Origin of the sequence: Agromyces sp. GXQ0307 (assembly GCF_044769845.1) — a bacterium.
In the GTDB taxonomy this organism is placed as follows: Bacteria; Actinomycetota; Actinomycetes; order Actinomycetales; family Microbacteriaceae; genus Agromyces.
Genome location: NZ_JBIZVY010000001.1, coordinates 400,825 through 421,488, shown reverse-complemented (window position 1 = coordinate 421,488; position 20,664 = coordinate 400,825). Strand labels below are relative to the sequence as shown.

Annotated in this window: 18 protein-coding genes; 14 read left to right on the top strand and 4 right to left on the bottom strand. The window is 71.9% G+C overall.

The annotated features are described in order from the left end of the window. The first annotated feature begins 32 nt into the window (after positions 1–32). The 8 genes from ACIQH8_RS01945 to ACIQH8_RS01910 all read left to right on the top strand — a co-directional run bounded on the left by ACIQH8_RS01945 (position 33) and on the right by ACIQH8_RS01910 (position 8,007). Complete coding sequence (locus ACIQH8_RS01945) at positions 33–1,574, top strand: ABC transporter ATP-binding protein (RefSeq protein ID WP_400994099.1); 1,542 nt, start codon at positions 33–35, stop codon at positions 1,572–1,574. Next, positions 1,571–2,875 carry an ABC transporter permease gene (locus tag ACIQH8_RS01940; RefSeq protein WP_400994096.1) on the top strand — a complete coding sequence of 435 codons (1,305 nt, stop codon included), beginning with the start codon at positions 1,571–1,573 and terminating at the stop codon, positions 2,873–2,875. Before ACIQH8_RS01945 ends, ACIQH8_RS01940 begins: the two co-directional genes overlap by 4 nt. Then, the gene (locus ACIQH8_RS01935) at positions 2,872–4,182 is read left to right on the top strand and encodes an ABC transporter permease (protein ID WP_400994093.1); all 1,311 of its coding nucleotides are present in this window, start codon (positions 2,872–2,874) and stop codon (positions 4,180–4,182) included. The genes ACIQH8_RS01940 and ACIQH8_RS01935 overlap by 4 nt, the downstream gene beginning before the upstream one ends. A 13-nt stretch (positions 4,183–4,195) precedes the next feature. Then, entirely contained in the window at positions 4,196–4,615 is a 420-nt protein-coding gene (locus ACIQH8_RS01930) for a cytidine deaminase (protein ID WP_400994090.1), read from the top strand. Next, positions 4,612–5,913 carry a thymidine phosphorylase gene (locus ACIQH8_RS01925; RefSeq protein WP_400994087.1) on the top strand — a complete coding sequence of 434 codons (1,302 nt, stop codon included), beginning with the start codon at positions 4,612–4,614 and terminating at the stop codon, positions 5,911–5,913. The genes ACIQH8_RS01930 and ACIQH8_RS01925 overlap by 4 nt, the downstream gene beginning before the upstream one ends. Before the next feature lie 91 nt (positions 5,914–6,004). Beyond that, on the top strand, positions 6,005–7,126 hold the full coding sequence (locus tag ACIQH8_RS01920) for an adenosine deaminase (protein ID WP_400994084.1): 1,122 nt from the start codon (positions 6,005–6,007) through the stop codon (positions 7,124–7,126). 114 nt (positions 7,127–7,240) lie between these two features. Beyond that, entirely contained in the window at positions 7,241–7,726 is a 486-nt protein-coding gene (locus ACIQH8_RS01915) for a PTS sugar transporter subunit IIA (protein WP_400994081.1), read from the top strand. After that, complete coding sequence (locus tag ACIQH8_RS01910; RefSeq protein ID WP_400994079.1) at positions 7,723–8,007, top strand: PTS sugar transporter subunit IIB; 285 nt, start codon at positions 7,723–7,725, stop codon at positions 8,005–8,007. The genes ACIQH8_RS01915 and ACIQH8_RS01910 overlap by 4 nt, the downstream gene beginning before the upstream one ends. Positions 8,008–8,028: 21 nt before the next feature. Here the strand turns inward: ACIQH8_RS01910 and ACIQH8_RS01905 are convergent, their stop codons facing one another. Further along, positions 8,029–9,747 carry a phospho-sugar mutase gene (locus ACIQH8_RS01905; protein ID WP_400994077.1) on the bottom strand — a complete coding sequence of 573 codons (1,719 nt, stop codon included), beginning with the start codon at positions 9,745–9,747 and terminating at the stop codon, positions 8,029–8,031. A gap of 86 nt (positions 9,748–9,833) precedes the next feature. Further along, complete coding sequence (locus tag ACIQH8_RS01900) at positions 9,834–10,661, bottom strand: purine-nucleoside phosphorylase (RefSeq protein ID WP_400994075.1); 828 nt, start codon at positions 10,659–10,661, stop codon at positions 9,834–9,836. 126 nt (positions 10,662–10,787) lie between these two features. On the opposite strand from ACIQH8_RS01900, the gene ACIQH8_RS01895 reads away from it, so the two are divergent. Together ACIQH8_RS01895 and ACIQH8_RS01890 are read left to right on the top strand one after the other, a co-directional pair. After that, entirely contained in the window at positions 10,788–12,218 is a 1,431-nt protein-coding gene (locus ACIQH8_RS01895) for an NAD(P)H-quinone dehydrogenase (protein WP_400994073.1), read from the top strand. 318 nt (positions 12,219–12,536) lie between these two features. Further along, positions 12,537–13,424 (top strand): DUF559 domain-containing protein, encoded by an 888-nt coding sequence (locus ACIQH8_RS01890; RefSeq protein ID WP_400994071.1) that lies wholly within the window; start codon positions 12,537–12,539, stop codon positions 13,422–13,424. A 187-nt stretch (positions 13,425–13,611) separates the two neighbouring features. Here the strand turns inward: ACIQH8_RS01890 and ACIQH8_RS01885 are convergent, their stop codons facing one another. Further along, positions 13,612–15,381, bottom strand: a complete 1,770-nt coding sequence (locus tag ACIQH8_RS01885) for an acetyl/propionyl/methylcrotonyl-CoA carboxylase subunit alpha (protein WP_400994069.1) — start codon at positions 15,379–15,381, stop codon at positions 13,612–13,614. Between the two features lie 136 nt (positions 15,382–15,517). After that, on the bottom strand, positions 15,518–16,159 hold the full coding sequence (locus ACIQH8_RS01880) for a Maf family protein (RefSeq protein WP_400994066.1): 642 nt from the start codon (positions 16,157–16,159) through the stop codon (positions 15,518–15,520). Positions 16,160–16,220: 61 nt separating this feature from the next. Between ACIQH8_RS01880 and ACIQH8_RS01875 the strand changes: the two genes are divergently transcribed. The 4 genes from ACIQH8_RS01875 to ACIQH8_RS01860 all read left to right on the top strand — a co-directional run bounded on the left by ACIQH8_RS01875 (position 16,221) and on the right by ACIQH8_RS01860 (position 20,582). After that, positions 16,221–17,573: a class I SAM-dependent RNA methyltransferase gene (locus ACIQH8_RS01875; protein WP_400994064.1), complete on the top strand. Its 1,353-nt coding sequence runs from the start codon at positions 16,221–16,223 to the stop codon at positions 17,571–17,573. 75 nt (positions 17,574–17,648) lie between these two features. Beyond that, complete coding sequence (locus ACIQH8_RS01870; RefSeq protein ID WP_400994061.1) at positions 17,649–18,353, top strand: response regulator; 705 nt, start codon at positions 17,649–17,651, stop codon at positions 18,351–18,353. Continuing rightward, complete coding sequence (locus ACIQH8_RS01865) at positions 18,340–19,575, top strand: sensor histidine kinase (protein ID WP_400994059.1); 1,236 nt, start codon at positions 18,340–18,342, stop codon at positions 19,573–19,575. Before ACIQH8_RS01870 ends, ACIQH8_RS01865 begins: the two co-directional genes overlap by 14 nt. Further along, positions 19,572–20,582 (top strand): hypothetical protein, encoded by a 1,011-nt coding sequence (locus tag ACIQH8_RS01860; protein ID WP_400994057.1) that lies wholly within the window; start codon positions 19,572–19,574, stop codon positions 20,580–20,582. The genes ACIQH8_RS01865 and ACIQH8_RS01860 overlap by 4 nt, the downstream gene beginning before the upstream one ends. Positions 20,583–20,664: the final 82 nt, after the last annotated feature.

The following is a 20,664-nucleotide window of genomic DNA, read 5'->3' as shown; positions in this document are numbered from 1 at the left end:
CGAAACCCGGCGCGATCATTAGGATCGGTGGCATGAAACTCGAACTCCGAGGAATCACGAAGAAGTTCGGTTCCCTGGTGGCGAACGACCACATCGACCTCACTGTCGAGGCGGGGGAGATCCACTGCCTCCTCGGAGAGAACGGGGCCGGCAAGTCGACGCTGATGAACGTCCTGTACGGCCTGTACCAGGCGGATGAGGGCGAGATCCTCCTCGACGACCAGGTACAGCACTTCTCGGGGCCGGGCGACGCGATGCGCGCGGGCATCGGCATGGTGCACCAGCACTTCATGCTGATCCCGGTGTTCACGGTCGCCGAGAACGTCATGCTCGGCCACGAGCAGACCAGGACGGCCGGGCTGCTCGACATCGCCGCGGCGCGGCAGCGGGTTCGGGAGATCAGCGACCGGTTCGGGTTCGACGTCGATCCCGACGCGCTGGTCGACGACCTGCCGGTGGGCGTGCAGCAGCGCGTGGAGATCATCAAGGCGCTCTCGCGCGATGCGCGGGTGCTGGTGTTCGACGAGCCGACCGCGGTCCTCACGCCGCAGGAGACCGACGAGCTGATGTCGATCATGCGCCAGCTGAAGGAGTCGGGTGCGTCGATCGTGTTCATCACGCACAAGCTCCGCGAGGTCCGCGAGGTCGCCGACCGGATCACGGTGGTGCGGCTGGGCAAGGTCGTCGGCGAGGCCGACCCGTCGGCGTCGAACGCCGAACTGGCCTCGCTGATGGTCGGCCGCGCGGTCGAGCTGACCGTCCGGAAGGAGGAGCCGACGCTCGGCGAGGAGGCCCTGCAGGTCGATCACCTCAAGGTCGTCGACCCGATCGGCCAGCTCGTGGTCAACGACGTGAGCTTCGCGGTGCGCCGGGGCGAGGTGCTCGCCGTGGCGGGCGTGCAGGGCAACGGGCAGACCGAGCTGACCGAGGCGCTGATGGGCCTGCAGCCGCGGGTCGAGGGCAGTGTCCGGCTCGACGGCGAGGAGATCACGCGGCACTCGGTGCGGCGGATCCTCGAAGCGGGCGTCGGCTTCGTGCCCGAGGACCGCACCGAGGACGGCCTGGTCGGCGAGTTCTCGGTCGCGGAGAATCTCATGCTGGATCGATCCGGCGGCATGCCGTTCGTCCGAGCAGGCAACGTGCAGCGCGGGTTCCTGGCGGAGTTCGCCGCGGAGAAGGTCGCCGAGTTCGACGTCCGGACCCCGGGCATCGACACCAAGGCGGGCAGGCTCTCGGGCGGCAACCAGCAGAAGGTCGTGCTCGCCCGCGAGCTCAGCCGCGACCTGCGGTTGCTCGTAGCGGCCCAGCCGACGCGCGGCGTCGACGTGGGGTCGATCGAGTTCATCCACAAGCGCATCATCGAGACCCGTGACGCGGGCGTGCCCGTCGTGGTGGTCTCGACCGAGCTCGACGAGGTCACCGCCCTCGCCGACCGGATCATGGTGATGTACCGGGGCAAGGTCGTGGGCATCGTTCCCGGCGACACCCCCCGCGAGGTCCTCGGCCTGATGATGGCCGGTGAGAGCCCCGGAGCGTCCGGTGACGCCCCGACCCCCGAAGGAGCCGCCGCATGAGCGACCGCAACGACCCCGACGTCGCGCTCGAGACGAACGACGAGGTCCAGCCCGACGAACCGGTCATCGAGCCGGAGCCGGAGCCCGAGGGCTCGCGCTGGCAGCAGGCGCTGCGCCAGATCGCCACCGGCAACGCGATCATCTCGGTGCTGGCCGTCCTGCTTGCCCTCGTCGTGGGCGCCGTCATGATCGCGTTCACCGACGAGCGCGTGCAGGCGGCATCCGGGTACTTCTTCGCCCGCCCGGGCGACACGTTCGCCGCGATCTGGGACTCGGTCGCGGGCGCGTACTCGGCGCTCTTCCAGGGCGCGGTCTACAACTTCCGCCGACCCGACTTCGCGTCCGGGATCCGACCACTGACGGAGACGCTGAACTTCGCGACCCCGCTGATCGCGGCCGGCCTGGGTGTCGGCCTCGCCTTCAAGGTCGGCATGTTCAACATCGGTGGTCGCGGCCAGATGCTGCTCGCGGCATCCGCCGCCGGGTGGGTGGCGTTCTCGTTCGACCTGCCGTTCCCGCTGCACATGATCATCGCCGTGATCGCGGGCATCGTCGCCGGCGCCCTGTGGGCCGGAATCGCGGGCCTGCTGAAGGCCCGCACCGGCGCCCACGAGGTGATCGTGACGATCATGCTGAACTACGTCGCGCTCTACCTGGTCTCGTGGATGCTGCGCACCCAGGGCCTGCTGCAGGCGCCGGGCACGAACAACCCGAAGACGCCGCCGATGAAGGACACCGCGATCTTCCCCGACCTCCTCGGGTCCGGGTTCAACCTGCACCTCGGTTTCCTGCTGTCGCTCGGCTGCGTCGTGCTGGTGTGGTGGATCCTCGACCGGTCGAGCCTCGGCTTCCGCTTCCGCGCCGTGGGCCTGAACCCGAAGGCCGCCCGGGTGGCCGGCATCAACGTCAACTCGATGTACGTCTACGCGATGCTGATCTCCGGCGCGCTCGTCGGCCTGGCCGGCGTCGACCAGGTGCTCGGCACCGTGACGACCGGCTTCTCGTCCGGCATCGACGCCGGCATCGGCTTCGACGCGATCACGGTCGCCCTGCTCGGCGGGTCCAACCCGTGGGGCATCCTCGCGGCCGGCGTCCTGTTCGGCGCGTTCAAGGCCGGCGGGTTCGCGATGCAGGCCGCCGAGGGCGTGCCGATCGACATCGTCCTCGTCGTCCAGTCCCTGATCGTCCTGTTCATCGCGGCGCCGCCGCTCGTGCGCGCGATCTTCCGGCTCCCGCAACCGGGCTCGAAGCCCAAGAAGCGAACCCGCACGACCCGCAAGGAGGAGGTGGCGGCGAAGTGACCGCTCCCAGCCAGCACCACGCCGCCGCGGCCCCGACCGAGACGCTCGACACGACCGTCGTCGTCAGCTGGAAGGCGCCCATCTCCTTCGCGGTGATCACCGCGCTGCTCGCCGTGCTGTTCCTCGCGACACGGCACTCCGGCGACGCGACCTTCCGGCTCTCGTCGGGCAACGACCTCATCCAGATCCCCGAGATCACCCTCAGCGGCCCGGTCACCACCTGGACGTGCATCGTCCTGCTGACGGCGATCACGGTCGTCTCCGCGGCGATGGTGCGCGCCAAGCGCCGGGTCCCGCTCTGGCTGGTCGTGATCTTCGCCGTGATCGGCCTGGTCGCGTTCCTGACCTGGGCCGCCGCGGGCGCCCGCACCCCGGTGATCCCGCTGCCCGGCCTGCTCGCCGGCGCGCTCAGCCTGTCCGTCCCGCTGATCTTCGGCGCCCTGTGCGGCGTCATCAGCGAGCGGGTCGGCGTGATCAACATCGCCATCGAGGGCCAGCTGCTCGCCGGTGCGTTCACCTCCGCCGTCGTCGCCTCGATCATCGGCCAGCAGTGGCTCGGTCCGATCGTCGGCCTGGCCGCCGCCGCGATCTCGGGTGTGCTCGTCGCCTTCGTGCTCGCCGCGTTCGCGATCAAGTACTTCGTCGACCAGGTCATCGTCGGCGTCGTGCTCAACGTGCTCGTGATCGGCCTGACCAGCTTCCTGTTCTCCCAGGTCCTCGCCCCGAACGCGGCCCTGCTGAACTCGCCGCCGCGCCTGCCGCGCCTGCCGATCCCGATCCTCTCCGAGATCCCCCTGATCGGGCCGATGTTCTTCCGCCAGACGCTGATCATCTACGTGATGTACGTCATCGTCGCCGCCGTGTACATCGGGCTCTTCCACACCCGCTGGGGCCTGCGGCTCCGCTCGGTGGGCGAGCACCCGACGGCGGCCGACACCGTCGGCATCAACGTCGCGCGCACCCGGTTCTGGAACGTCTCCCTCGCCGGCGCGATCGCGGGCCTGGGCGGCGCGTTCTTCACCCTCGGCGCCGTCGGCGCGTTCAACAAGGAGATGACCGCCGGAGCCGGCTTCATCGCCCTCGCCGCCGTCATCTTCGGACAGTGGGACCCGATCAAGGCCACCCTCGCAGCCCTGCTGTTCGGCTTCGCATCCAACCTGCAGAACACGCTCTCCGTGATCGGCGCCCCGGTCCCGAGCGAGTTCATGCTCATGCTGCCGTACGTCGTCACGATCCTCGCCGTCGCCGGGTTCGTCGGCAAGGTCCGCGGGCCCGCCGCAGCCGGCAAGCCCTACATCAAGTCCTGATCGAGGAGGCCCGATGACCGACCAGCAGTCGATCGACTGGGACCACCTTCGCGAGATCGCCCGTGAGGCGATGGCGAAGGCCTATGCCCCGTATTCGCAGTTCCCCGTGGGCGCGGCGGCCATCGCCGACGACGGTCGCGTGGTGAGTGGATGCAACGTGGAGAACGCCTCGTACGGCGTCACCCTCTGCGCCGAGTGCTCGCTCGTGTCGGCGCTGGTGATGTCCGGCGGCGGCAGGCTCGTCGCGTTCACGTGCGTCGACGGGCACGGCAACGTGCTCATGCCGTGCGGCCGCTGCCGGCAGTTGCTCTACGAGCACTCGGCGGAGGGGATGGTCCTCGAGACCGTGTCGGGCCTGAAGACCATCGACGAGGTGCTGCCCGATGCGTTCGGTCCGCGCCAACTCGCCGAGTACCGGGGGGAGACCGAATGAACGCCGTCGAAGCCTTCGACGCCGTCGACCTGATCCGCACCAAGCGGGATCGCGGCGAGCTCACCACCGACCAGATCGGCTGGCTGGTCGACGCCTACACCCGCGGGTACGTGGCCGACGAGCAGATGTCGGCGATGACCATGGCGATCTTCCTGAACGGGATGACGCGTCGCGAGGTCCGCGACATGACGATGGCGATGATCGCATCGGGCGAGCGGATGGACTTCTCCGGGCTCGGAAAGCCCACGACCGACAAGCACTCGACCGGCGGGGTCGGAGACAAGATCACGCTCCCGCTCATGCCGCTCGTCGCGTCGTTCGGCGTCGCCGTGCCCCAGCTCTCCGGGCGCGGCCTCGGCCACACCGGCGGCACGCTCGACAAGCTCGAGTCGATTCCCGGGTGGCGCGCCGAGCTCTCGAACGAGGAGATGTTCGCGCAGCTGCGCGACGTTGGAGGCGTGATCTGCGCGGCGGGGGCAGGGCTCGCTCCGGCCGACAAGAAGCTCTATGCGCTGCGCGACATCACCGGGACCGTCGAGGCGATCCCGCTCATCGCGTCCTCGATCATGTCGAAGAAGATCGCGGAGGGCACCGGCGCACTCGTCCTCGACGTGAAGTTCGGCTCGGGAGCGTTCCTCCAGGACATCGAGCGCTCGCGCGAGCTGGCGCGCACGATGGTCGAACTCGGTGAGGACGCGGGCGTCGCGACCTCCGCGCTGCTGACGAACATGAACGTCCCGCTCGGGCTCACGATCGGCAATGCGAACGAGGTCCGCGAATCCGTCGAGGTGCTCGCCGGCGGCGGCCCCGCCGACATCCGCGAGCTCACCGTCGCCCTCGCCCGCGAGATGCTCGAACTCGCCGGCGTCACGGACGCCGACATCGAGGCCGCGCTCGACGACGGCCGGGCGATGGACACGTGGCGAGCGTCGATCCGTGCGCAGGGCGGCGACCCCGACGCCCCGCTTCCGGTCGCGAAGGAGCAGCACGTCGTCACCGCCGACCGCGACGGCGTGCTCGTCCGCCAGGAGGCGCTGCCGTTCGGGATCGGCGCGTGGCGGCTCGGCGCAGGCCGTGCACGAAAGGAGGACCCGGTGCAGCACGCGGCGGGCATCGACCTGCACGCCAAGCCCGGAGACGTCGTGCGCGCCGGCCAGGCGCTCTTCACCCTCCACGCCGATGAGCCCGCCCGGTTCGCCCGCGCGCTCGAGGCCGTCGAGGGCGCGTGGGAGATCGGTGACGCCGGTTCCGCCGTGCAGGACGGCGGACCCCTCATCGCGGAGCGCATCGGACGCTAGCCGGGTCGCCGCGCACGTCCGTTGCGTCGCACGCCGTCGTACGCAGGGATTTCCCTGCCTCGGCGAGGGGCCGCGCCGCTATCGTGGTGGGGTGGACACGCACGCGACCGAATACCGGATCGAGGGGGACGGCACCGACATCCGGTCGCTGCCGAAGATCTCGCTGCACGATCACCTCGACGGCGGACTGCGGCCGCAGACCGTCATCGAGCTCGCCGACGAGATCGGGCTCGAGCTCCCCGCGACCGAAGCCGACGATCTCGGCCGATGGTTCGCCGATCAGTCCGACTCCGGCTCGCTCGTGGAGTACCTCAAGACGTTCGACGTCACCACGGCGGTCATGCAGACCCGTGACGGTCTCGCGCGCGTCGCGCGTGAGTTCGTCAACGACCTCGCCGAGGACGGCGTGATCTACGGCGAGGTCCGCTGGGCGCCCGAACAGCACCTGAGCCGTGGGCTCTCGCTCGACGAGGCCGTCGAGGCCGTCCAGGCGGGCCTCGAGGAGGGTCTCGACGATGTGCGCCGGCAGGGCGGCCGCATCCGGGTCGGTCAGCTCATCACCGCGATGCGGCACGCCGACCGCGGACTCGAGATCGCCGAGCTCGCGGTGCGCCACCGCGACCGCGGGGTCGTGGGGTTCGACATCGCGGGCGCCGAGGCCGGGTTCCCGCCGAGCCGCCACCGCACGGCGTTCGACTTCCTCGCGACCCGCTACATGCCCGTGACCGTGCATGCCGGCGAGGCCGACGGGCTCGACTCGATCCGGAGTGCCCTGTTCGACGGCCGGGCCCTCCGACTCGGCCACGGCGTGCGTCTCGCCGAGGACCTCACGATCGAGCGTCAGGACGACGAGAACACCTACGTCTCGCTCGGCCCGATCGCGCAGTGGGTGCGCGATCGCGAGATCGCGCTCGAGACGAGCCCGTCCTCGAACCTGCAGACGGGCGCGATCGCGGCGTGGGGCGACGAGCTGGTCGACCACCCGTTCGACCTGCTGTACCAGCTCGGATTCCGGGTCACCGTCAACACCGACAACCGGCTGCAGTCGGGCACGTCGCTCACGCGCGAGCTCGCGCTGCTGTCCGACGCGTTCGGCTACGACCTGGACGACTTCGAGGTGTTCCAGCTCAACGCCGCAGCGGCGGCGTTCCTCCCGCTCGACGAGCGAGAGGACCTCGTCGAGCAGATCCAGGACGGCTTCGACGAAGCCTGATCCCGGGTCGGCCGGGCCGCCCTCGTCGTTCGAGAGACCGATCGGGCCGCCCGACCTCCCAGAGGGTTCGCGACGAACCCCGGACCACCAGAACCACCCGCCGAACGGACTTCGATGACCCTCCCTCCGCTCCCCGACGACGCGATCCTGCTGCGCGCCGAGGTCGCCGACTGGCGAGACGCCGTCCGTGCCGCAGGGAACGCGCTGACCCGGTCGGGCGCCACGCTGCCGGGGTACTCCGATCGGATGATCGAGGTGCTGGAGGAGTTCGGCGCGTACATCGTGATCGCTCCCGGGCTCGCACTCGCGCACGCGCGCCCGGGTCCTGACGTGCGCCGGAGCGGCCTGTCGGTCGTGACGCTCGCCGAGCCGGTGGCGTTCGGCCATCCGCACAACGATCCGGTGCGGGTCGTCCTCGGCCTGGCGGTCTCGAGCGCCGAGGAGCACGTCGCCAGCGTCGCCGACCTGGCGAACGTGTTCAACGAGCGCGACGCCACCGATCGGATCGCCGACGCCGCGACCCCCGACGAGGTGCGACGGGTCCTGCGGGTCGCCGGCGAGGGGCGTCCGGCGACGGATGCCGCGGGGGCGCCCTCATGAGGATCGTGGCGGTCTGCGGCGTCGGCGTGGGCACCTCGGCCATCCTGAAGGGCAATGCCGAGCGCGCCCTCGACCGGCTCGGGCTCGCGGCCGACGTGACGGCGAGCGACCTCGCGGGCGTTCGCGAGGCGGCGGCCGACGCCCAGGTGGTACTGACCTCCACGGAGCTCGCCGACCGCGTCCGCGAGGCGCTCGGTCGCACCTGGGCGGAGATCATCGAGGTCGAGAACTACTTCGACGTCGAGGAGATCGGGCGCAAGCTCGACGCGTCGCTCGGCTGATCGACGCCGGCTCGTCTCGAGTCAGGCGACGAGTGCGCGCATCCCCGTCTCGAGCCGCTTCACGGTGTCGGACGCGGCGGCGCGACGCTCCGCGAGGGTCCCCTCGACTGCCGCCGCATCGATGTAGACCTTGAGCTTCGGTTCCGTGCCGCTCGGGCGGACCATCACGCGCGCACCGCCCTCGAGCACGAGCCGGAGCACGTCGGACGGCGGATACCCGTCGACACCGTCCGCGAGGTCGTCGATGCGCTCGACTCGGATGCCGCCGACCTCGACCGGCGGTTCGGCGCGCAGCCGCGCCATGACCTCCGCGATGCGGGCGAGCTCGGTCACGCGGATCGACACCTGGGTCGAGTCGAAGCACCCGAAGCGCATGGCGAACTCGTCCAGGTGATCGGCGATCGTGCGGCCCTCTGCTGCGAGCCGGGCAGCGAGGGAGAGGAAGGCGACCGCGGCGGAGATGCCGTCCTTGTCGCGGACCGTCTCGGGGTTCACGAGGTACCCGAGCGCCTCCTCGAAGCCGAACCTCAGCTCCGGCGCCCGGGAGATCCACTTGAAGCCGGTGAGCGTCGCGCGGAAGTCGAGGCCGTGAGCCCGTGCCACCGCCTCGAGACCGGGGGAGGAGACGATCGAGCATGCGAGCGTGCCGCGTGCGCCCGCGGCATCCGTCGGATCGCGGCGCTCCACCTCGGCCGCCACCCGTTCGGCGACCTGCCAGCCGAGCAGCAGCCCGACCTCGTTGCCCGTGAGGCGTCGGTACTCCTCGGATGCATCGGGATCGGGGATCGCGACCGCGAGGCGGTCGGCGTCGGGGTCGTTCGCGACGACGAGGTCGGCGCGCGCGGCGCGTGCCGCTGCGAACGACAGGTCCATCGCCCCCGGCTCCTCGGGGTTCGGGAACGAGACGGTCGGAAAACGGCCGTCGGGCTCGATCTGCTCCGTCACGAGCGTGGGCGCATCGAATCCGGCGGTCTCGAGGACGCGGCGCATCGTCTCCCACCCGACGCCGTGCATGGCCGTGTAGACGACGCGGGGCTGCGCGGCCGGGGTGGCCGCCACGGCCGCCGTCGCCGCGACGTACGCGTCGACGACGGACTCGTCCGCCGTCTCGAACTCCCCGCGCGGGAGCTCGTGGACGGTCGTCGACGCGGCGACCCGGTCGATCTGCGCGGCGATCTCGGCGTCGGCCGGTGCGACGATCTGCGAGCCGTGGTCGGCTCCGCCGAGGTAGACCTTCATGCCGTTGTCGTTCGGCGGGTTGTGCGACGCCGTGATCATCACGCCCGCGCTCGTGTCGAGGTGTCGGACGGCGAACGCCAGCACCGGCGTCGGCAGGAGTCGGGGAAGCAGGATGGCGCGCACCCCCGCACCCGCCATGACCTCGGCGACGTCGCGCGCGAACGCCTCGGAGTTGCGCCGGCCGTCGTAGCCGACGACGACGCTCGCGGCCGCGGCATCCGTCGCCCGCTCGAGCAGGTGGGCGGCGAGGCCCGCCGCGCCCTGCGATACGAGCACTCGGTTCATCCGGTTCGGTCCCGCGGCGATCTCACCGCGAAGGCCCGCGGTGCCGAAGGCGAGCCGGGCGTCGAATCGGCTCGCCAGGTCGGCGGATGCCGCGGCATCCCCCTCGCGGACGCGCGCGACGATCGCGGCGAGCTCCTCGCGCGTCTCGGGGTCGGGATCCTGTGCGATCCACGCCTCGGCGCGGGCGATGCGGTCGGCGTCGGTGAGCTCTGGCATCCGTTGCCTTCTCTCTCGGTTGCGGCGGGCTGCGGTCCGCCGCGGGGATGTTCCGGTGTTCGGTTCTGCGGACGTCGGGTGCCGTGCTAGATGGCCGCGACGACCTTCGCGAGCAGGTCGGAGATCCTCGACTCGGCGGCGCGGCCGGCCTCGATGACCTCCTCGTGGCTGAGCGGAGTGGTCTGGATGCCCGCCGCGAGGTTCGTGATGAGCGACATGCCGAGGATCTCCATGCCGGCCTGCCGTGCCGCGATCGCCTCGAGCGCGGTCGACATGCCGACGATGTGCCCGCCGATGGCCTTCGCCATCTGCACCTCGGCCGGCGTCTCGTAGTGCGGGCCGCGGAACTGCACGTAGACGCCCTCGTCGAGCGATGAGTCGATGCCCTTCGCGATGTCGCGCAGGCGTGCGGAGTACAGGTCGGTGAGGTCGACGAACGTCGCGCCCTCGAGCGGCGAGTCGGCGGTGAGGTTGATGTGGTCGCTGATCAGGACGGGGCTCCCCGGCGACCAGTGCTCCTTGATGCCCCCGGCACCGTTGGTCAGGATCATCGTCGTCGCACCCGCGGCCGCCGCGGTGCGGACCGAGTGGACGACCCGGCGCACGCCGTGGCCCTCGTAGTAGTGCGTGCGCGCACCGATCACGAGCGCTCGCCTGCCGTCGGGCAGAGCGACCGAACGGAGCGTGCCGACGTGGCCCTCGAGCGCCGGCTTCGAGAACCCGGGGACCTCGCTCGCGGCGATCGTGTGCGTGGTCTCGCCGATGAGGTCGGCGGCGGCCCCCCAGCCCGAGCCGAGGGTGAGCGCGACGTCATGGCGTTCCACGCCCGTGAGTTCCGCGATGCGCGCGGCCGCGTCGCGTGCGACGGCGAACGGGTCTGCGGCTGGGTCGTCGAGCGGATTCTGCTGCTGCATCCCCTCATCGTACGCACGCGGCGGATGTCGCGGCACGGGTGCGCGCGGGTGTGCTCGCCTGCGCGCGGCATCCGCTCGACCTCCCGCGTTCGCGCGCTCGCCCGGGCGTGCGCGAGAATGGTCGCCATGCACACCACCTTCGAGCGCACCCAGAGGATCGCCGTACTCGGAGGTGGTCCCGGCGGGTACGAGGCCGCCCTCGCCGCCGCGCAGCTCGGGGCAGAGGTCACCCTCATCGAGCGCGCGGGCGTCGGCGGATCGGCCGTGCTCACCGACGTGGTGCCCTCGAAGTCGCTCATCGCGACGGCCGAGGCCTCGAACGCCGTGAAGGAGGCTGCCGACCTCGGCGTGCAGTTCTTCGCACGCGACGGGTCCGAGAAGGCGGTCAAGCCGGATGTCGCGATCAACCTGCAGGCCGTGAACAAGCGCCTGCTCGGCCTCGCCGCGCAGCAGTCGGAGGACATGCGCACGAACCTGCTCGACGCCGGGGTGCGACTCGTGCAGGGCGAGGGCCGGCTCGACGGCCCGAACGCGATCATCGTGGCGACCGCGAAGGGCGGCACCGACTTCGATCGCATCGATGCCGACACGCTCGTCATCTCGACCGGTGCGACCCCACGCGTGCTCCCGTCGGCGGTGCCGGACGGCGAGCGGATCCTGACGTGGACCGAGCTCTACGCGCTGAAGCAGGTGCCCGAGCACCTCATCGTCGTCGGCTCCGGGGTGACCGGGGCCGAGTTCGCGTCGGCGTATCGTGCGCTCGGCGCGAAGGTGACGCTGATCTCGAGCCGTGAGCACGTGCTGCCCGGCGAGGACGCGGACGCGGCCGCCGTCATCGAGAAGGTGTTCAAGCGCAACGGCATGAAGGTGCTCTCGAAGTCCCGAGCCGACTCGGTCGTGGTGGACGGCGACGGCGTGCTCGCCACGCTCTCCGACGGTCGCGAGGTGCGCGGCTCGCACTGCCTCATGGCGGTCGGCTCGGTGCCGAACACGGCCGACCTCGGGCTCGAGGAGGCCGGCGTGCAGCTCGCCGAGTCGGGGCACATCCGCGTCAACCGGGTCGCGCGCACGTCGATGCCGAACATCTACGCGGCGGGCGACTGCACGACGTTCCTGCCGCTCGCCTCGGTCGCCTCGATGCAGGGCCGGACGGCCGTGTTCCACGCGATGGGCGACATCGTGAACCCACCCGAGAACCGCAACATCACCTCGAACATCTTCACCCAGCCCGAGATCGCCACCGTCGGCTGGACCGAGAAGGAGATCGACGAGGGCGTCGTGCCGGGAACCGTGTACAAGCTCCCGCTGGCGTCGAACCCGCGAGCGAAGATGATGGGCATCCGCGACGGCTTCGTGAAGCTGTTCGCCTCGGCCGGGTCGGGCGCGATCATCGGCGGCGTCATCGTGGCGCCCAAGGCGTCCGAGCTGATCTTCCCGCTCGCGCTCGCCGTCGAGCATCGGCTCACGGTCGACCAGTTCGCCGAGGCGTTCCCGGTCTACCCCTCGCTCACCGGCTCGCTCACCGACGCCGCGCGCGCCATGCACGTCGTCCGCTGACCCCCGCTGCTCTTGCTTTTCTCAGGAGTTTTTCGGCGTGTCGGCGTTTTCGGCGGCGTGTCTTCCTGAGAAGCGAGGATGGCGCGCGCCGCGTTCCTGAGAACGGGATCGGCGGCGCGGGGGTGTGTGCGAGGGTGCCGAGCCGGTCGGCGGGTCCGGAGCGCCGCGCGCTGATCTGCATCCTGCGGTCGGCGAGCGGATGTCGCGGTGCGCCGCCTCGACGCCAGCCGTCCTCCACAGGCTCACCGACCGTGCTCGGGTGACGGCGTCGTCGCCTGTCGCCGCTCGACCGGGGAGGACGGCGCGACACTCGACCGCGTGACCGCATCGCCCGCCCACGTCGTCGCCTCGCACGGCGGCATCGCCACACGCGACCTGATCCTCGCCGCCGGCGTGCGCGGCGTCGACCTCTTGCGAGCCGTGCGGGCAGGCGAGCTCGCGCGGGTCCGACGTGCGCACTACGCCGGGCCCGAGGCATCCGCAGCAGCCGTGAGCGCGGTTCGAGTCGGCGGTCGGCTCGGCTGCGTGAGTGCGGCCGCCAGCTACGGGATCTGGACCGAGCGGACGCCGACGGTGCACGTCGCGCTCCCGGCGAACGCGGCCCGGCTCCGCACCAACCGGGTGCTCGTCCCGAGCGAGGAGCCGCTCACTCCGGACCGTCACCTGACCGAGGTTCGCCTCCACTGGAGCGACATCGCGTTCGGCGCACGTGACGCCGAGGATGTCTGGCGCGTTCCGGTCGAGCGGGCGCTCGCCGACGTCGCGCGCTGCCGACCGCGATCCGAGGTCGCCGCCGCGTTCGAATCCGCGGTGACGCTCGGATTCCTGGAGATCGGCGCCGCCCAGCGCTTCCTCGACGACGCGGCACCGGAGCGGATCCGGCCGCTCGGGCTCAGCGGTCGCGACGGGTCGGGAATCGAGACGCTGCTCGCGACCGAACTGCGGGAGCTCGGCGTCCCGTTCATCCAGCAGGTGCCCTTCGACGGGGTCGGATTCGTCGACTTCCTCGTGGCTGGCCGGCTCGCCGTCGAGACCGACGGATTCGCCCACCACGGAGACCGTGAGGCGTTCGTCCGCGACCGGCGTCGCGACGAGGAGCTGCTGCGCCGAGGCATTCCGACCCTGCGGCTCGCGGCGAGCGACGTCCTCGCCGACCCGAAGGCGGCGGCGCTGCGCGTGGTCCAGGCGCTCGCCGCGCTGGACTGATCTGCCGACCCCGCGGCATCCGCTCGCCCGTGTACTCAGCAGGGCCGGACCGGCTCGGCAGCGCCCGGCGGGCATCGGCCTGCACCGTTCTCAGGAACCCGACCCGCAACCACGCGCTTCTCAGGAAGACACGCCGCAGAAAGCCGCGACACGCCGAAAAACTCCTGAGAAAAGCAGCACCACCCGGTCAGGCGTCGGCGATGGAGAGGAGCAGGTGGCCGCTCGAGACCGTGGAGCCGGGCTCGGCGTTCACCAGGCCGACGACGCCGTCCTTGTGGGCGACGATGGGCTGCTCCATCTTCATCGCCTCGAGCACCAGCACCAGGTCGCCCTTGACGACCTTGTCGCCCTCGGCGACGGCGACCTTGACGACCGTCGCCTGCATCGGGGCGGTCACCGCGTCGCCCGTCGACGTGTCGACGGAGTGGTGCGCGGCGCGGCGGCGCGGTGCCGGGCCGCGCGTGCCGTTCGTCGACGGTGCGCCCGCGAGGCGCTTCGGGAGGGAGACCTCGATGCGTCGTCCGTCGACCTCGACCACGAGCGCCGTGCGGGCACCGGGGCCCTTGGTCTCGGCGAGCTCACCGGTCCACGGCTCGAGGCGGTTGTCGTACTCGGTCTCGATCCAACGCGTGTACACGGAGAACGGCTCGTCGCCGTCCGGCGCGAAGGCGGCGTTGCGGACGATGTCGCGGTGGAAGGGGAGCACCGTGGGCAGGCCGGCCACGTCGAACTCGTCGAGGGCGCGCCGCGCGCGCTCGAGCGCGTCCTTCCGGGTCGCGCCGGTGACGATGAGCTTGGCCAGCAGCGAGTCGAACGCGCCCGAGATCTCGTCGCCGCTCGTGACGCCGGAGTCGACGCGCACGCCGGGGCCGCCCGGGAAGCGCAGCTGGTGGATCGGACCGGGCGCGGGCAGGAAGTTGCGGCCCGGGTCCTCGCCGTTGATGCGGAACTCGAACGAGTGACCCGTCGTCACGGGGTCGGGGTAGTCGAGGACCCCGCCCTCGGCGAGCCGGAACTGCTCGCGCACGAGGTCGAGGCCGGTGACCTCCTCGGACACGGGGTGCTCGACCTGGAGTCGGGTGTTCACCTCGAGGAACGAGACGGTGCCGTCCTGGCCGATGAGGAACTCGCAGGTCCCCGCGCCGAAGTAGCCGACCTCCTTGAGGATCGCCTTCGACGATTCGTACAGCAGGCGGTTCTGCTCCTCCGTCAGGAACGGCGCCGGCGCCTCCTCCACGAGCTTCTGGTGGCGCCGCTGCAGCGAGCAGTCGCGCGTCGAGACCACGACGACGTTGCCGTGCTCGTCCGCGAGGCACTGGGTCTCGACGTGACGCGGCTTGTCGAGGTACTTCTCGACGAAGCACTCGCCGCGGCCGAACGCGGCCACGGCCTCGCGGGTGGCCGACTCGAACAGCTCGGGCACCTCGTCACGCGTGCGCGCGACCTTGAGCCCGCGGCCGCCGCCGCCGAACGCGGCCTTGATCGCGACGGGCAGCCCGTGCTCGTCGACGAACTCGAGGACCTCCGCGGCGTCGGCGACGGGGTTCAGGGTGCCGGGCGCGAGCGGCGCGCCGACCTTCTCGGCGACGTGCCGGGCCGAGACCTTGTCGCCGAGTCGCTCGATGGCCTCGGGCGACGGGCCGATCCAGATCAGCCCGGCGTCGATGACGGCGCGGGCGAAGTCGGAGTTCTCGGCGAGGAAGCCGTAGCCGGGGTGCACGGCGTCGGCGCCCGAGCGGCGGGCGACCGAGAGCAGCTTGTCGATCACGAGGTAGGTCTCGGCGCTCGTCGATCCGTCGAGGGCGTACGCCTCGTCGGCGAGCCTGACGTGACGCGCGTCGCGGTCCTGGTCGGCGTAGACGGCGACGGAGGCGAGCCCGGAGTCGCGGGCGGCGCGGATGACGCGGACGGCGATCTCGCCGCGGTTGGCGATGAGGACCTTGGAGATGCGACGCATGATGACCAAGCCTATTGGCGGATTCCCAGCCGCCTTTGGGCGGTGCCCACAAAAAAGCCCTGCAGGTGTTTCGGTGACCGACAACGAACGGATGGCGCGGTCGACGCCGGGCCCGACCGGGCCGGGTGCAGGCGACTCACCCGCCGAGGTCCCAGAGGTCGATCCATGCCACGCCGAGTTCGCGCACGAGGTCGCGCATCGTCGACAACGAGAGTCCGACGACGGTCGACGGGTCGCCGGACACGGAGCGGATGAACGGCCCGCCGAGGCTGTCGACCGTGAACGCGCCGGCGACGGCCAGCGGTTCGCCGGTCGCGATGTAGGCGTCGATCTCGTCGTCGTCGAGTTGGGCGAACTCGACGACGGCGGAGGCGGCACGGCCGACGGCGGCGCGCGCCGAGCCGCCGCGGTGGTCGATGACCCAGTGGCCCGACCAGAGCACGCCCGAGCGTCCGTTCTGCCCGGCCCAACGGTCCCGGGCGACCTCGGGGCGGTGCGGCTTGCCGTGCAGCACGCCGTCGACGAGGAAGGCCGAGTCGCCGCCGAGGATCAGCCCGTCGATCGGCGCGCCGTCGACGTCGCGTCCGATGATCGCCTCGGCCTTCCGCTGCGCGAGCAGCTGAACGAGCTGGTCGGGCGCGAGCGGGCCGTGCGCGGCCTCGTGAGCGGCGACCGCGGCCTCCTCGTCGACGCCCGGCGCCACGAGGACCGGTTCGATCCCCGCCTGGCGGAGCAGCTGGCGGCGGGCGGGGGAGGTCGACGCGAGGTAGAGGCGCATGCGTCCATCCTGCCGGTGCCGCTCCCGGCCCGCATTCGGGTCGATGTGGGATGCTCGGACGATGGCCAGCTCCCGTCGTCGTCCGTCGCGCCGCCCGGCGCCCGAGGTCCGGCGGCGTGCTGCGCCGCAGCGCCCGGCCGAGCCCGGCCCGGTGCTCGAACTGGAGGTCGAGCGCATCGCCCACGGCGGCGTGGCGGTGGCCCGCCACGACGGCCGAGTCGTCTTCGTCGCCGATGCGATACCGGGCGAACGCGTTCGCGCGCAGGTGACGGATGCCGCGCGCGACCGATTCTGGCGCGCCGAGACGCTCGAGGTGCTCGACGCCTCGCCCGACCGCCGCGCGCACGTCTGGGCCGAAGCGTCGGTCGACCGGGCCCCCGAGGATCGGGCCGGGGGTGCGGAGTTCGGCCACATCGCCATGCCGCGTCAGCGCGAGCTGAAGGCCGAGGTGCTCCGGGACGCCCTCGCTCGCATGGGAGGCGTCGAACGGGACGTCGAGGTGCGGGCGGTCGATCCCGCGCTGGCGCCCGGCGTCGACGTCGAGGCGGGAACGGGATGGCGCACGCGCGTGCGTCTGCACGTCGACCCCGACGGTGCGGTCGGTCCCTACGCGGCGCGCAGCCACCGCGTCGTTCCCGTCGCGTCGCTGCCGCTCGCGGTCGCTGAGCTCGAGGAGATCGCTCCGTTGAGCGGAGGAGCCCCGCGCGCGGGAGCGGGCGCCGATGCGTCCTCCATCGACCTCCTCGCCCCATCGGTCGGTCGAGCCGAACTCGTGGTGCACGCTCCGCACGACCGCCGCCCGACGCATCCACCCACGGTCGTCGAACGTGTCGGCGACCGGAAGTTCACCCTCGACCGCGGCGGCTTCTGGCAGGTGCACCGGGGCGCCGCGTGGACGCTCACCCTCGCCGTTCAGGCGGCGATCGACGCGGATCGCTTCGACCCGGACGCCGAGAACCAAGACCTCTACGGCGGTGTCGGCCTGCTCGCCGCCGCGGTCGGCGATCGATTCGGCCCGTCGACGCGCATCACGACCGTCGAGGCCGACGCGCGCGCCACCGAGCACGCGGGCTCGAACCTCGCAGACTGGATCGGCGCACGCGCGGTCTCCGAACGCGTGGACCGCTACCTCGACCGGATCGCCGCGGCGCCCGATGCCGCGACACGGGGACTCCGCGGCGCCACCGTGGTGCTCGACCCTCCGCGCGCGGGCGCTGGGCGTGCGGTGGTCGACCGGCTCGCCGAGCTGCGACCGGCGCAGGTCGTCTACGTCGCGTGCGACCCCGTCGCGCTGGCGCGCGACGTGGCGACCTTCCGGACGCACGGGTACGAGCTCGAGACCCTCGACGCCTTCGACCTCTTCCCGAACACCCATCACGTCGAGGCTGTCGCCCGCTTCGCCGCTATCGTGTGAGGACGGCGGGTAGCGCGTGGTCGAGCTGCGCGAGAGGCCGCCACGACAGGAGGACGGCGTGACGGGGGAGTGCGCGTGACGACGGAGACCGACGCGGCGGAGGCGACGGCCACGACGACGGTGGCGATCGTCGACGACCACGAGGCCGTGCGGCTCGGGCTCCGCGCCGCGTGTCGGGACGCGGGCTACGAGGTCGTCGCCGATACCGCCGACGTTCCGACGCTGCTCGCCGCGTTTGACGACCCCGCCGTGGAGCCGCCACGCGTCGTGCTGCTCGACCTCTCGCTGGGCGACGGATCGAACGTGACCGACAACGTGCGAGCGGTGCTCGCGACGGGAAGCCAGGTGCTCGTGCACAGCATCGCCGACCGGGTCGCCGCGGTGCGCGAGGCGCTCGCGGCGGGCGCGGCCGGCGTGATCCCGAAGTCATCGCCGACGGCCTCGGTGATCTCGGCGATCGCCACGGTCGCACGCGGCGATGCGCTGAACAACGTGGAGTGGGCGAGCGCCATCGAGGCCGATCGCGACTTCGCGAAGGCCCAGCTCGGGCGCCGGGAGCGCGACGTGCTCCACCTGTACGCGTCGGGACTCCCGCTGAAGCTCGTGGCGCAGCAGCTCGGCATCGCGCATTCGACGGCCCGCGAGTACCTCGACCGCATCCGCGCGAAGTACGTCGAGGTCGGCCGCCCCGCGCCGACGAAGGTCGACCTGTTGAGGCGCGCGGTCGAGGACGGCATCCTCCCGGGGCTCGATGCCGAGGCCGGGGATGCCCGCCGCTGACTGGCGGACGAGTCGGCTCGTCCCGCGCCGCGCGGCGGTGAGCCGTGCCCAGGTCGAGACGGTCGCCGGTCGCGCGTTGGGCGCGTTCGGGCTCGTGTTCGGCGCGCAGACGGTGCCGACGGCGATCGACCAGGCGCCGCTCATGGCGGACGGCGCGGGCGTGGCGATGATGGCGGTCGTCTACGGCGCGATCGCCGCGCTCGCGGCGGCGACGTTCACCCGCGTCGCGGTGCGCGCGGCCGCGCTCGCGTTCGCGACGATCTACGTCATCGCGCTCCTGGCGTGGCCGTTCCTGATGGTCGACACCGCCGGCATGGCCGGGCAGACTCCGTGGCTCTACTACCTGTGCACCGTCGCGACGACGGCGGCGGTGCTCGCGCTCCCGGTCGCGCCGGCCGCCGCGTACACGAGCGCGGTTCCGGCGATCTACGGCGTCGTGCGACTGAGCCCGTCCGGCGGCGGTGCCGGTCCACTGCTGGCGGTGCTCGACACCATGTACGCCGTGATCCTGGGCATCGTCGTGCTCGTGATCATCACGATGCTCCGGCAGGCCGCGATCGCGGTGGACGCCGCGCAGGAGGCCGCGCTGGAACGCTACGACGCGGTGGCGCGACGGCACGCGACGGAGATCGAGCGCGTGAAGGTCGACGCCCTCGTGCACGACAGCGTGCTGACCACGCTGCTCTCCGCCGCGGCCGCCCGCTCGCCGGCCGAGCGAGCCCTCGCTGCACGTATGGCCGGGGATGCCGTGCGCCGGCTCGACGAGGCCGCCGTGGAGGTCCCGGGTGTCGACGACCGCGTCGCCCTCACCGTGCTCACTCGCCGCCTGCGAGCCGGCGTCGCCGGCTTCTCCGCGCCGTTCATCGTCCGCGTCGATGGCACCGATGGCGTCGAGCTGCCGGTCGAGGCGATCGACGCGCTGTCGTCGGCCGCGATGCAGGCGATGGTGAACAGCGTGCAGCACGCGGACGGCCCGATCGGGCGGGTCCGTCGGGAGCTCGAGGTCCGCGGGGTCGGGGCGGGCGGATGCGTCATCCGCGTCATCGACAACGGTTCGGGCTTCGACCCCGCCGCCGTGCCGCCGAGCCGTCTCGGGCTCCGGGTCTCGATCGAGGAGCGCATGGTGAACGAGGGCGGCTCGGCGAGGGTCGACTCCGTGCCGGGAGAGGGGACGACCGTCACGCTCGCCTGGCCCGCGGGTGTGGAGGTGAGCGCCGCATGATCTCGGTGCCCCGCTGGCTGCTGATGGCGCTCGCGGCGATGTTCTCGGGCTACCACGTGGTGCTCGGCGCCTCCTCCCTGTCCACCGATGTGGCGGCCTCGCCGTGGCCGATCATCGTCGCGCTCGTCCTCTACGCGGTCGCGACGGTCCTCAGCCTGTGGCCTGCGCGACGGGCGCGCATGCCGGACTGGCTCGCCGCACTCGACCTGGCCGTCGGGATCGTGCTCCCGGTGCTCGTCACGAGCCAGCTCGATCCGTCGCGCGACAACGGCTACGCGACCTGGTACGTCGCGGCGGTCGGGACCCTGATGACCATCGCGGCCGCTCGACGCCAGCTGGTCGTGGCGTGGGCGGGGGTCATCGTGCTCGCCGTGCAGACCGTGCTGTGGGCCGGCCCGCTCGCGCTCGGCCAGCTCGGCGTCATCGGCAGCCTCGTCTGGGTCGCCATCGCCCACATGCTCTCGGCCGCGCTCGCGAGCGCCGCGCGTGCGACCAGGCGGTACGCGCAGGCCGAACGCGAGGCGGCCGCCTGGCAGGCCGCACAGGACGCCCACCTCTTCGAGGGTCGCATGCGACTCGCGCAGACGCAGCGGCTCGCCGCACCCATGCTGCGCCGCATCGCCGACGCGAGCCACGCGCTGAGCGATGCCGAACGCGCGGAGTGCCGAACACTCGAGGCGGCGATCCGCGACGAGATCCGAGGGCGGATGCTGCTGACCGACGCCGTTCGCGCGGCGGTGCGGCACGCGCGCGATCGGGGGGCCACGGTGACGCTCCTCGACGAGGGCGGGATCGACGAGCTCGACGAGGCCGAGCGAGACCGGATCCTGTCGGAACTGGCCGACGTGGTCGAGACGACGCGGGCGGAGCGGATCATCGCCCGCACGGCCGCCGAGGGGTCGCCGGTCGCCGTCACGGTCGTCGGGTTGAGCGGTGGGAACGGTGAGACGGTCGAGTCCGAGGACGCGGAAGTCGAGCTCTGGCTGGAGATCCCGCGCGGAGGCTGAACCCCGACCGACGATGCGAGCGGCTCGCCGCCGCGGGCGGGTGAGTGCCTCCGGACATGGAAGCGGGGGGTCGGCCCCTACC